This window comes from Vibrio phycocola, assembly GCF_053850235.1.
The window spans coordinates 116,710-130,023 of the sequence record NZ_JBSQDJ010000003.1 but is presented as its reverse complement, the minus strand read 5'-3'; the positions used below and the strand labels follow the sequence as shown (position 1 = coordinate 130,023).

Genomic DNA, 13,314 nt, shown 5'->3' with positions numbered 1-13,314 from the left:
GATGGATAATGTCCAACCCCCCATGGTGTATTCAACAACCGATAGTGATATACCTCATGCTGCTATTAATAGTTAATAGAGCATGAAGTTGCCATCATAGTCGATTAATCAATGGTACGTTTAATTTCAACAATTTCGAATACTTCGATTTGGTCGCCAACGCGAACATCGTTGTAGTTCTTAACGCCAATACCACACTCGTAACCATTTTTAACTTCTTGTACGTCGTCTTTGAAGCGGCGTAGGGATTCTAACTCACCTTCGTAGATAACAACATTCTCGCGCAAAACGCGGATTGGGTTGTTACGTTTGATAAGCCCTTCAGTAACCATACAACCAGCGATTGCGCCAAGTTTAGGTGATTTGAAGACATCACGAACTTCAGCAAGACCAATAATATCTTGTCTAAATTCTGGAGCTAACATACCGCTCATTGCCGACTTAACTTCATCAATCAATTGATAAATGATTGAGTAGTAACGTAAGTCTAGGCTTTCAGCTTCGACGGTACGACGAGCAGATGCATCTGCACGAACGTTAAAGCCAAGTACGATAGCGTTTGATGCTGCTGCTAATGTTGCATCAGTCTCAGTGATACCACCAACACCAGAGCCAACAATATTCACTTTCACTTCATCGGTAGAGAGTTTCACCAATGCATCAGCAATTGCTTCAACCGAACCTTGTACATCCGCTTTCAGAACTACGTTCAACTCAGATACTTCACCAGAATCCATGTTCGAGAACATATTCTCTAATTTCGATTTCTGTTGGCGAGCAAGTTTCACATCACGGATCTTACCTTGACGGTAGTTCGCAACTTCACGAGCTTTACGCTCGTCACGTACGACTGTCGCTTCATCACCGGCTGAAGGAACCCCAGAAAGGCCTAATACTTCAACAGGAATAGATGGACCTGCTTCAAGAATTTCTTTACCAGTTTCATCACGCATAGCACGAACGCGACCGTATTCACGACCACATAATAAGATATCGCCTTTACGCAATGTTCCTGATTGAACAAGAATCGTCGCAACAGGACCACGACCTTTATCAAGACGAGATTCAACCACAACACCAGATGCCATACCATCTGAAATAGCTGTCAATTCAAGAACTTCTGCTTGCAGTAGAATAGATTCTAGAAGACCTTCGATATTTGTTCCTTGTTTAGCAGAGATATGAACAAAGATATTGTCTCCGCCCCACTCTTCAGGAATAACATCATGCTGCGCTAACTCAGTCTTAACGTTGTCTGGGTTTGCATCTTCTTTATCGATTTTGTTTACCGCAACGATAAGAGGCACACCAGCCGCTTTAGAGTGTTGAATCGCTTCAATTGTCTGTGGCATTACGCCATCATCTGCAGCAACAACAAGAACAACGATATCCGTCGCCTGAGCACCACGAGCACGCATTGCTGTAAACGCTGCGTGTCCAGGAGTATCAAGGAAAGTGATCATACCGTTATCAGTTTCTACGTGGTAAGCACCAATATGCTGGGTAATTCCGCCGGCTTCGCCTGATGCAACGTGTGCACGTCGAATATAATCAAGAGTCGATGTTTTACCATGGTCTACGTGACCCATGATAGTAACAACAGGAGCTCGTGGCAGTGCATCTGCAGAATGATCACGATCTTGCATTACTGCTTCTTCAAGTTCGTTCTCTTTACGCAAGATAACTTTATAACCCATCTCTTCACAAACAAGCTGAGCTGTTTCTTGATCGATGACTTGGTTGATCGTAACCATAGCACCCAACGACATCATAGATTTAATAACCTGAGTCGCTTTAACAGCCATTTTCTGAGCTAACTCAGAGACAACGATCGTTTCGCCAATGATAATGTCTGGCTTGGTATGCGTCGCATTTTTATCAAAGCCATGTTGCATTGAAGTCGGTTTAGCTAACTTACCTTTGCGAGCACGGTTGCCTTTACCAGCTTTTCCTGCTTTTCCACGAGGCTTTGTATCGCGCTCTTGGCGTTCAGTCGCTTTACGTTTCGCTGGTTTAGCCACTCGTCGAGGTGCTTCTTCAACGCTATTATCCGCTTCATCTTCAGCTGCACGCGCAGTTGCTGAAGTCGTTAAATGATAATCGGCATCTTGTGATTCCATAGTATCTTTTTTCGCTTCTTCAGCAGACCAACGCTCTTTATTCTTCTCGGCCATTTCACGAGCGAGTTCAATTTGACGTTGGCTTTCTTCTTCAGCTTTGCGCAGTGCTTCTTCTTCTTGACGACGTCTAAGTTCTTCAACTTCTTTACGCGCTGCTTCTTGCTTCAATTTTTCTTCATCACTAATTGCAGGTTGTTTTGCTGCTTTAGCGGCTTCTTTTTTCGCTTTTTCTTCCGCTTCACGTTTCGCTTTTTCTTCTGCTTCACGTTTTGCTTCTTCTGCACGTTTCGCTTCGGCTTCGCGTTTTGCTTGTTCTTCTGCTTCACGTTTCGCTTCAGCTTCACGAGCAGCTAGCTCTTCCGCTTCACGTTGTGCTTCTTCATCTACAGCACTGCGCTTAACATAAGTGCGCTTTTTACGTACTTCTACCTGAACATTCTTACTCTTACCACCACCCGCATTCACACTTAATGTGCTACGAGTTTTGCGTTGTAACGTTAAACGAGTTGGCTCGCCATCTGATGACTTATCACCATGCTCTTTACGTAAATGTGAAAGCAACTGCTGCTTTTCATCATCGGTAACACTATCTGAACTCGTTTTTGTCATGCCTGCATCAGCAAGTTGTTCAATTAAGCGGTCAACCGGAGTACCAATATCTTCACTGAGTGCTTTAACTGTTAGTTGTGTCATGCCGCTTCCTCCCCTGCTGAAAAATTACGCATCGTCGCCGAACCAACAGATATTACGCGCAGCCATAATTAGCTCTCCTGCACGCTCTTCTGTTAATCCATCGATCCCTTCAAGATCGTCGATACCTTGATCAGCTAAATCTTCTAATGTAATTACACCCTTCGCCGCCAGTTGGAATGCAAGATCACGCTCCAACCCTTCAAGAGCTAGCAAATCCGCTGCTGGCTCTACGTCGCCGTAAGACTCTTCTTTTGCTAATGCCATTGTGGTTAGTGCATCTTTCGCACGAGAGCGAAGCTCTTCCACAATATCTTCATCCATACCATCAACTTCAAGTAACTCATTTACTGGAACATAAGCAACTTCTTCAAGTGTCGAGAACCCTTCCTCAACCAAAAGCTCTGCAAAGTCCTGCTCAATATCGAGGTACTTCATAAACTGTTCGATTGATTGAATCGATTCTTGTTGATGTTTATTTTGTAAATCTTCAACTGTCATTACGTTCAATTCCCAACCAGACAGTTGAGAGGCTAAACGAACATTCTGACCATTACGACCGATAGCTTGAGCCAAGTTATCTGCTTCTACTGCAATATCCATTGAGTTTGCATCTTCATCCATAATGATTGAAGCCACATCTGCAGGAGCCATTGCATTGATAACAAATTGTGCTGGGTTATCATCCCAAAGGACGATATCAATACGTTCACCACCAAGTTCACCTGAAACAGCCTGAACTCGAGCACCTCTCATACCGACACATGCACCAACTGGGTCAATTCGGCGATCGTTAGTTTTCACTGCAATTTTTGCACGAGAACCCGGATCACGCGCTGCCGCTTTAAGCTCAATTAGCTCTTCGCCAATTTCTGGCACTTCTACACGAAACAATTCAACTAACATTTCAGGCTTAGAGCGAGTAACGAATAATTGGAAACCTCGAGCATCAGGTTTAACTGCATAAAGCAATCCACGAACACGATCACCTGAACGGAAATTCTCTCGTGGAAGTTGATCTTCACGAAGAATAACAGCTTCAGCGTTGTTACCTAGATCAAGAACGATTGCATCACGATTCACTTTTTTAACAACACCAGTGACCAGTTCACCTTCGTTATCAATAAATTGTTCAACTATTTGGGCACGCTCTGCTTCACGAACTTTTTGTACGATAACTTGCTTCGCAGTTTGAGTGGTGATTCGGTCAAATTTAACTGACTCGATTTCATCTTCGATATAGCCGCCTAATTCAATAGACTCATCATCATAAACTGCCGCTTCATAAGATATTTCCTTGGTTGGGAACTCAACTTCTTCAACCACCAACCAACGACGAAATGTCGTAAACTCACCGGATTTGCGGTCAATTTCTACGCGAACTTCAATTTCGATGTTGTGCTTCTTTTTAGACGAAGTTGCCAAGGCAACTTCAAGCGCTTCAAAAATACGCTCACGAGGGACAGCTTTCTCATTAGAAACCGCCTCGACTACCGCTAAAATCTCTTTACTCATTACTTCTAGCCTCTAAGACTTTAAAATTTAGGGATCAGGTTAGCTTTCGATATATTGCTAAGTACAAATTGCTCTTCTTGCTTATCAACAATAAGAGTAATCGTTTCACCTTCAATAGAATGGATAGTCCCTTTCCATTTACGGCGATTACCTACAGCCATATTTAAAACGATGCTGACCTCATGACCAATAAATTGCTCGTAGTGCTCTACTTTAAAAAGTGGTCTTTCTAATCCCGGTGATGATACTTCAAGGTTATAAACCACCGAAATTGGGTCTTCAACATCAAGTACTGCACCAACTTGGCGACTCACTTCTGCACAATCATCGACATTGATACCATTCTCATGGTCAATATAGATACGCAATGTAGAATGCGCTCCAGCACGAATAAACTCTAACCCAACTAATTCGTAGCCCGATGCAACGACTGCTGATTCTAATAAATCAGTCAGTTGTTTCTCTAAACCAGTCATTAAACCACTCCAGAAACAAAAAAAGGGCTCAGAGCCCATCAACCACTCCATGCAAGCATCTGATTTTTATAGATAAATATCATCACATAAAACATTCAGATAACAAAAAACCCCGATAATCGGGGTTTAAAGATGCTGGACCCTGAAACATTGAATTGATTATAAAAATCACTTCAATTGCAGTGAGGTTTACACTGCAGAAACTTGCTACCAATCAGAATATTAAGATTGGTTGCGGGGGCAGGATTTGAACCTACGACCTTCGGGTTATGAGCCCGACGAGCTACCAAGCTGCTCCACCCCGCGTCCGATTGCGGCTATTATACGCCGTCAATGTTATATTACAAGCTTCTCAAACAATGGTGCCGAGAGAGGGACTCGAACCCTCACACCTAAGGCACTAGCACCTCATGCTAGCGTGTCTACCAATTTCACCATCTCGGCTATATTCGATTTATTCTATAAATTACTCTGGGATATCATCGCCAGTTGGTTCAACTGGGATATCATCCACTGCTTTTACAACATCAGTTTGCTCAGTCGCTACTGGAGCCTCAAGGTCAAGCCATTGAGAATCTGTTTTGTGAGTTGAGAGGTTACCCAACACCAAACAAGCGATTAAAAATACTGTCGCAAAAACTGCGGTCATTCGAGACAAGAAATTGCCTGAGCCACCAGCGCCAAATACTGTATTTGATGCACCAGCTCCGAATGAAGCTCCCATATCTGCGCCTTTACCTTGTTGAATCAGCACTAAGCCGATAATAGCCAACGCTGCCAACAGGTAAATCACAAGTAGAACTGAAAACATGTTTTCCACCTATGTCAAAATTGTTGAGCCAGTGCCGTTATTCTTTCGAAAAAACATAGCTAGCGCGACCCTCATTGAGGGAGGACGCAATACTATCGAAAGCTTACAAAACTGACAAGTGAAGAATTCATTTTTTTTCTGTTTAATGCTTCACATGGTTAAAAAAAGGACAAAGCTCTAACCAATAAGCAAATTAATCAGCATAATCCCGAAAATAAATGCAATTTAATCTAGCAATTGGCTTTGATTGCATCCGCAATGTCATGGGCCGAACGTTGAACTAATTCTGAGTCTTGACCTTCAACCATGACACGCAATAAAGGTTCGGTACCTGATTTTCTAAGTAACACACGTCCGTTACTTCCTAAGTTCTTTTCAACTTTTGCGACGGCTTCAAGAACAGCTTCGGCTTCCAAAGGATTACTATCACCGCTAAATCGTACATTCTCTAATACTTGAGGATAGAGTGTCATGCCTTTTGCTAAGTCGTGAAGTGACATATCGCTATCAATCATAGACGACAACACTTGCAACGCCGCGACGATCGCATCTCCTGTGGTCACTTTATCCAGTAATATCACATGACCTGAATTTTCGGCGCCAATTTTCCAATTTTTTTCTATTAGCTTTTCCATCACGTAGCGGTCGCCCACTGCAGCACGGACAAATGGAATACCGAGTTGTTTCAATCCAACTTCCATTCCTAAGTTGGTCATTAAAGTACCGACAACCCCACCTTTCAATTCACCTTTACGCAGTAAATCCCGTGCAATGATGTATGCAATCTGGTCGCCATCGACTTCATGACCCAGTGCATCAACTAAAATAATACGGTCGCCATCACCATCAAAAGCTAGTCCTATGTCCGCTTTTTCTTCAAGCACTCGCTGTTGCAATAATTTAACATCTGTTGCCCCAACTTTATCATTAATATTGGTGCCATTAGGTTCAACACCAATTGAAATAACTTCAGCACCAAGCTCCTTAAAGACACTTGGAGCAATGTGATAAGTTGCACCATGCGCACAATCGACAACGATTTTTAACTTTTCTAAACCATGATGTGATGGAAACGTACTCTTACAAAATTCAATATAACGTCCTGCTGCATCGGTTAAGCGCGCTGCTTTACCAAGCTCAGAAGACGGAACGCATTCAATATCTTTATCGAGTTCTTTTTCAATGGCTAGTTCAACCTCATCAGGCAATTTGGTCCCTTCCGCAGAAAAGAACTTAATACCATTATCGTAATAAGGGTTGTGCGATGCTGAGATAACAATTCCTGCCTCAGCACGGAATGTTCGTGTTAAATATGCTACCGCAGGTGTCGGCATTGGCCCGGTGAAAATTGCTTTTAACCCAGCAGCTGCAAGTCCAGCTTCTAACGCCGACTCCAACATATAGCCAGATATTCGAGTATCTTTACCGATAATAACTTTCTTAGTGCCTTGTTTAGCAAGTACACGCCCTGCGGCCCAGCCAAGTTTTAATATAAAATCGGGAGTGATCGGAAATTGCCCTACTTTTCCTCGAACACCATCAGTGCCGAAGTAACGTCTTTTCTCAGACATATTGTACCTTTCGTTTTATTGTTTTATCGCTATCGTTGCCTAACGATTATTGTGAATTAACTTCGCAATAGTTAATGCATCTAAGGTTTCTTCAAAATCATGGACTCGAAGAATCTGAGCACCTTTTTCATAAGCGGTTAATGCAACCGTTAAACTGCCAGCTAAGCAATTAGATGGCGACTTATTTAGAGGCTTATATAACATTGATTTACGTGACATTCCAGCCAGTATCGGCAGACCAAAAGCATGTAATTCATTCAGATGCGCGAGTAAATGATAGTTGTGAGATTCTGTTTTACCGAACCCAAACCCAGGATCGATAATAATATTTTCTTTCTTTATACCTGACTCTTCGCAAGCTGCGATTCGTTGCTGTAAAAAAATGCGAACCTCATCCATAACATCGGAATATTCTGGATTGTGTTGCATTGTTCTTGGCTGACCTTTCATATGCATGATACAAACCGGAACTTGAGCTTTTGCGGCGACTTCCAGCGCTCCCGGCTCTTGTAGTGCACGGACATCGTTAATAATGTCAGCTCCAGCCGCAATAGCCTGTTTCATAACTTCCGGTTTACTGGTATCAATCGAAATCCAAACATCATGTTGTTCACGTATCGCTTTGATAACAGGAATAACTCTAGATAACTCTTCGTTTAACTCAACATCAGGAGCTCCCGGTCGTGTAGATTCTCCTCCGATATCAATAATCGATACCCCCGAGGCAATCATACATTCAGCTTGTTTTAAAGCTCGAGTAACAGATGTAAATTGGCCACCATCAGAAAATGAATCAGGTGTCGTATTTAAAATACCCATGACTTGAGGGGATGATAGATCTAGCGTCTTGGTTGATGTGGATATTTGCATTACTTTCCTATCTAAACGTGTTCCATCTCTTTTGCTTTAGCTAATAAAAAGCCCCGAGTAAACTCAGGGCTTCATTATCTCCAAAACTTTATTCTTCGTTTTGGTCTTTTTTCGATTCTTCCTTCGTTTCTTCTGGTTTTTCTTCTTCAGAATTTTCGACAGTTGAATCTACTTTTTTATCTTCTTCAGCTGCATCTCGCTTTTCTTGCGCAGCTTTATCTTGCTCAACCCAACCGGCAGGTTCACGAATCTCTGACTTACGTTCCATCAAATCATCGATTTGACCAGCATCGATTGTTTCATATTTCATTAATGCATCTTTCATTGCATGCATAATATCCATATTTTCTTCAAGTATCTTTTTAGCTCGAAGATAGTTGCGATCGATTAAGGTTCTAATTTCTATATCAATGGCTTTAGCTGTGTCATCAGACATATGCTTAGATTTGCCTGAACTGCGTCCTAGGAAAACTTCACCTTCCTCTTCAGTATATAAAAGCGGTCCTAAAGTTTCAGAGAAACCCCATTTAGTAACCATTTTATTCGCAATATCAGTCGCACGTTCGATATCGTTCGAAGCACCAGTTGAAACTTGATCTGCGCCATAGATTAGCTCTTCAGCCAATCGACCACCATATAAGCTTGAAAGCATCGATTCCAAATGTCGACGAGACATACTTACTCGATCTTGCTCAGGCAGGTACATCGTCACACCAAGTGCACGGCCACGAGGAATTATAGAAACCTTGTAAACTGGGTCATGCTCTGGAACTAAACGCCCAACAATAGCATGGCCTGCTTCATGGTACGCCGTTGATTCTTTGACTTCTTCCGACATAACCATAGATCGACGCTCAGCACCCATCATGATCTTATCTTTTGCTAATTCAAACTCAACCATAGAGACATTACGTTTGTTTCCACGAGCAGCAAATAGTGCGGCTTCATTTACTAAGTTAGCTAAGTCAGCACCAGAGAAACCTGGTGTACCACGAGCAATCAATGAAGGTTCAACGTCACCTGCCAAAGGAACTTTACGCATATGAACTTTAAGAATTTGCTCACGTCCACGAACATCTGGTAGACCAACAACAACTTGTCTATCAAAACGACCGGGGCGAAGTAATGCTGGGTCAAGTACATCAGGACGGTTGGTTGCAGCGATAACAATAACGCCTTCGTTACCTTCAAAACCATCCATTTCAACCAACATCTGGTTTAGTGTTTGCTCACGCTCATCATGACCACCACCAACACCAGCACCACGCTGTCGACCTACTGCATCGATTTCATCGATAAAGATGATACATGGTGATGCTTTCTTGGCTTGTTCAAACATATCACGAACACGCGAAGCACCGACACCAACGAACATTTCAACAAAGTCAGAACCAGAAATTGTGAAAAATGGTACTTTCGCTTCACCAGCAATTGCTTTTGCAAGTAAGGTTTTACCCGTACCAGGAGGACCAACCATTAAAACACCTGTTGGAATTTTACCACCCAGCTTTTGGAAACGACTTGGATCACGTAGGTAATCAACCAACTCTTTCACATCGTCTTTGGCCTCATCACAGCCAGCAACATCAGCAAAAGTAGTTTTGATCTGCTCTTCTGTCATCATTCGAGCTTTGCTCTTACCAAATGACATCGCACCTTTACCACCACCGCCTTGCATTTGGCGCATGAAGAAGATCCAAACACCAACAAGAAGTATCATTGGGAACCACGAAATAAAGATAGTCCCTAATAAGCTTTGCTCTTCTGGTGGAGTGCCTTCTACTTTCACGTTTTGATTGATCAAATCATCAAGCAGTTTTTGGTCATAAACCGGCATATACGTAACGTTACTAGTGGTGCTACCACGACGAGTGAACGTAATTTGACTGTCTTTGAATTGCGCTTCTTGTATTTGCCCTTGCCCAACTTCACTAACAAATGTGGTGTAGTCAACCGATTTCCCTGTTGCATCACCAGGGCCAAAGCTCTGAAATACAGACATTAAAACGACAGCAATAACAAGCCATAAGATTAAATTTTTTGCCATGTCACTCAAGGTGCAAGCCTCTCGATAACTAGTTGTAATTAAAGGTAGGGTACTACAGATTATAACTTGTCGCTATAGTGTTCTCAGTGCCCTATCCCCATAAAATGGTTACCCTTTGTAACCAGTCGCAACAACATAAACTTCTCGTGATCGTGCACGGGAAGAATCTGGTTTGCGAATTTTTACCGCTTTAAACATATTTCGAACTTCTTGTATGTATTGATCAAAGCCTTCGCCTTGAAAAACTTTCACAACAAAACAACCATTTGGACCCAGAACTTGGCGACACATATCAAGTGCCAGTTCAACTAAATACATTGCTCTTGGCTGATCGACTGATAAATTCCCAGCCATATTTGGTGCCATGTCTGACATAACAACATCAACCATATTTGGTCCAATTCTTTCTAAAAGTGCTTCCAGAACCGCATCTTCTCGAAAATCCCCTTGAAGAAAAGCTACGCCGGCTATCGAATCCATAGGTAGGATGTCACAAGCAATAACTTGGCCTTCTCCTCCAACGATATTAGCAGCATATTGAGACCATCCGCCAGGAGCTGCCCCTAAATCGACAACCGTCATTCCTGACTTAAGTAACTTATCTTTATTCTGAATTTCTTCTATCTTGAAAATCGCACGCGAACGATAGCCTTTCTTCTTAGCCTCATTGACATATTTGTCATCGAAGTGTTCTTTTAACCAACGACCAGAACTTGCTGAATGTTTTTGTTTACTCATCGAGGACCTAATTAAAATCATGTCTATTTAAGAAAGTAGACTAGAAAATATAGTCTTCCTGCATAGATGGCGTTAAAATGCGACTTTTCAACCCTAATCAAAAATAAATTGGCCGCACAATGAACCTAAGTACGAAACAAAAGCAGCATCTTAAAGGCCTAGCACACAGCTTAAAACCAGTTGTAATGCTTGGAGCAAACGGGCTTACTGAAGCTGTTCTGGCGGAAATCGATCTCGCGCTCAATCATCATGAGCTAGTAAAAGTAAAAATAGCATCAGAAGATAGAGAAACCAAAGTATTAATTATCGATGCTATTATTCGCGAAACGCGCGCAGAAAAAGTTCAAACTATCGGAAAAACACTCGTGCTTTATCGTCAGTCTGAACAACGTAAGATTGAACTTCCACGTAAATAAATGACATTTATATCATCGTTTACGCAAAAGAGGTCGCTAATCATTAGCGACCTTTTGTCATTTAAAAGTGGCTCAGTTAGCTGATTAAATATAGTCAACTTTGTCAATTTCAAACACTTTCTCACCACTTGGCGTCACGATGGTAACTTCGTCGCCTTCGACCTTACCGATGACTCCTCGAGCGATTGGAGAGCTAACCGATATACGGCTCGCTTTAATATCAGCTTCATCGTCACCAACAATTTGATAACGATTTTCTTCATCGGTATCAACATTGATCAAGGTAACCGTAGTACCGAAAATAACCTTACCGGTATTTTCCATCGTGGTTACATCGATAATTTGAGCAACTGAAAGTTTATATTCGATATCTCGAATTTGAGCTTCGCAAATCCCCTGCTCTTCGCGAGCAGCATGGTATTCGGCATTTTCTTTTAAGTCACCGAGTTCACGAGCTTCAGCAATAGCTTGAGTAATTTTAGGTCTAAGCTTTAGTAATCTATCTAGTTCAACACGCAGTTGTTCAGCACCGCGTAATGTCATTGGAACGTTTTCCATAATATACCTCTATGCCAAAACTGCTTTTGGATCAAACAACTTTGGACAAAACAAAACTACCCAACCGATGGGGTTAGGTAGTTCAATATCAATTTCTTAATTTCAGTGTAAACAAACATGGGCATTAGATCACTTGAAATCAAGAGATGGCTCAGAAAATTTTCGAATTTAAAACAACTTTCACGCTTTTACTCCATGATCACTGGCTAGAATCATGACTGACTCACTTCAGTACATTGATTTCAGATCTGCATTACATGGCAAAACATACCTAAAAACCTAAAATTCCGCCTTCTCGATACGACAAAAATCACCAAGCACTTAATTTTTTAGCATGAGTTAAACTTAATCACGCGCGAACAAATTCAAGGCTGCCATACCGAGTAATAACACCAACACACCATAATTCAACTGCTGCCAATCAAGCCAGTTTATCAGCACCCCTCCACCAATCACTGCGATAATACTGGAAAACGCAATAATCAGCTCAGCAACGCCCTGTCCTTTACCTTTCTCATCTACATCTATTGCCGAAGAATATTGGCCAGTACCAGACATATATAAAAAGTTCCACCCTACTCCAAGTAGGAACAAGCTGACATAAAAGTTCATCAATACCATACCGAAAACGGTAGAAATTGCGCTTAAAGAAAATATAACTAAACCAGCGTAAACTATCGCGTTGGTACCAAAACGATCAATCAATTTACCGGTGAAAAAGGAGGGAAAAAACATACCAATAATATGCCAACCAATCACAGAAACACCCTGATCTGTTGAGTATTCATGAGCGTGCATCGCAAGCGGCGTGACGACCATCATTAGCATCATCACAAACTGTCCGAAAGCCGTATTGATCACTCCGACACGGTAAGTTGAATTGCGTAAAAAGCGACGGGTATTATGCGCAGGCGTGTTGTTATTGATCACAGGGTTACTCAACACACCAAGCAATAAAAAGGCAATCACGGCAAAAATGCCAACAAACAAATACGCGCCAAGGTAAGGTGGCTCACTAAACCATTGATTTGCATAGTTAGCCAATGTTGGGCCTAAAACGGCCGCCAGTAAACTGCCTGACAACACCCACCCCATCACGCTACCTTTTTTAGATTCTGGCGCTTCGTCCATGGCTGCCAAGCGGTAAAAAACCGAAGAAGCCTGATACCCCCCCATCAACAAACTTCCCAAACAAAACAGAGAAAAGCTCTCAATATAAATTGATACTGCACATATAAACGCAGAACAAGCTCCAGAAAATGCTCCCAGTCTCAATCCTAATCGACGTCCACGCTGCTGCATCAGTACAGATAACGCATAAGTACTTATCAATGCCCCCAAGCTTACTAACCCAAATGGCAATGTCGCAAGAGAAGCGTGGGGAGCTAACTTAATACCGATAATAGAAGATAAACTGATACCAATCAGCACCGCGAACCAGTAGCAGCTCTGAGCAACCGCTAGAATAATAATTTTTGGGGGCATAATGCATTCCTATAGTT

At 42.1% G+C, this 13,314-nt stretch carries 11 protein-coding genes and 2 tRNA genes; 1 reads left to right on the top strand and 12 read right to left on the bottom strand.

All coding sequences use genetic code 11. From position 1 onward, the window contains the following. Positions 1-104: 104 nt before the first annotated feature. From infB to rlmE, 10 genes are all read right to left on the bottom strand, one after another. Positions 105-2,813, bottom strand: a complete 2,709-nt coding sequence (infB, locus tag ACWU4D_RS06785; RefSeq protein ID WP_456050647.1) for a translation initiation factor IF-2 — start codon at positions 2,811-2,813, stop codon at positions 105-107. 24 nt (positions 2,814-2,837) lie between these two features. Then, the gene (nusA, locus tag ACWU4D_RS06780) at positions 2,838-4,325 is read right to left on the bottom strand and encodes a transcription termination factor NusA (protein ID WP_456050646.1); all 1,488 of its coding nucleotides are present in this window, start codon (positions 4,323-4,325) and stop codon (positions 2,838-2,840) included. A gap of 20 nt (positions 4,326-4,345) precedes the next feature. Beyond that, entirely contained in the window at positions 4,346-4,801 is a 456-nt protein-coding gene (rimP, locus tag ACWU4D_RS06775) for a ribosome maturation factor RimP (protein ID WP_456050645.1), read from the bottom strand. A 229-nt stretch (positions 4,802-5,030) separates the two neighbouring features. Then, positions 5,031-5,107, bottom strand: a tRNA-Met gene (locus ACWU4D_RS06770). A 54-nt stretch (positions 5,108-5,161) separates the two neighbouring features. Then, positions 5,162-5,245 (bottom strand) — tRNA-Leu (locus ACWU4D_RS06765). Positions 5,246-5,267: 22 nt separating this feature from the next. Next, positions 5,268-5,612: a preprotein translocase subunit SecG gene (gene secG, locus ACWU4D_RS06760; protein WP_456050644.1), complete on the bottom strand. Its 345-nt coding sequence runs from the start codon at positions 5,610-5,612 to the stop codon at positions 5,268-5,270. A gap of 230 nt (positions 5,613-5,842) precedes the next feature. Then, entirely contained in the window at positions 5,843-7,183 is a 1,341-nt protein-coding gene (gene glmM, locus ACWU4D_RS06755; RefSeq protein WP_456050643.1) for a phosphoglucosamine mutase, read from the bottom strand. Between the two features lie 39 nt (positions 7,184-7,222). Next, positions 7,223-8,053, bottom strand: coding sequence for a dihydropteroate synthase (folP, locus tag ACWU4D_RS06750; protein ID WP_456050642.1), 831 nt, complete (start codon positions 8,051-8,053; stop codon positions 7,223-7,225). Between the two features lie 88 nt (positions 8,054-8,141). After that, the gene (gene ftsH, locus ACWU4D_RS06745) at positions 8,142-10,100 is read right to left on the bottom strand and encodes an ATP-dependent zinc metalloprotease FtsH (protein WP_456050641.1); all 1,959 of its coding nucleotides are present in this window, start codon (positions 10,098-10,100) and stop codon (positions 8,142-8,144) included. 108 nt (positions 10,101-10,208) lie between these two features. After that, entirely contained in the window at positions 10,209-10,838 is a 630-nt protein-coding gene (rlmE, locus tag ACWU4D_RS06740; protein WP_456050640.1) for a 23S rRNA (uridine(2552)-2'-O)-methyltransferase RlmE, read from the bottom strand. 119 nt (positions 10,839-10,957) lie between these two features. Between rlmE and yhbY the strand changes: the two genes are divergently transcribed. After that, entirely contained in the window at positions 10,958-11,254 is a 297-nt protein-coding gene (gene yhbY, locus ACWU4D_RS06735) for a ribosome assembly RNA-binding protein YhbY (protein WP_456050639.1), read from the top strand. An 84-nt stretch (positions 11,255-11,338) separates the two neighbouring features. On the opposite strand, the gene greA is transcribed toward yhbY, so the two are convergent. Both greA and ACWU4D_RS06725 read right to left on the bottom strand, forming a co-directional pair. Beyond that, positions 11,339-11,812, bottom strand: a complete 474-nt coding sequence (gene greA / locus ACWU4D_RS06730) for a transcription elongation factor GreA (protein ID WP_456050638.1) — start codon at positions 11,810-11,812, stop codon at positions 11,339-11,341. A gap of 345 nt (positions 11,813-12,157) precedes the next feature. Further along, entirely contained in the window at positions 12,158-13,297 is a 1,140-nt protein-coding gene (locus ACWU4D_RS06725; RefSeq protein ID WP_456050637.1) for an MFS transporter, read from the bottom strand. Positions 13,298-13,314: the final 17 nt, after the last annotated feature.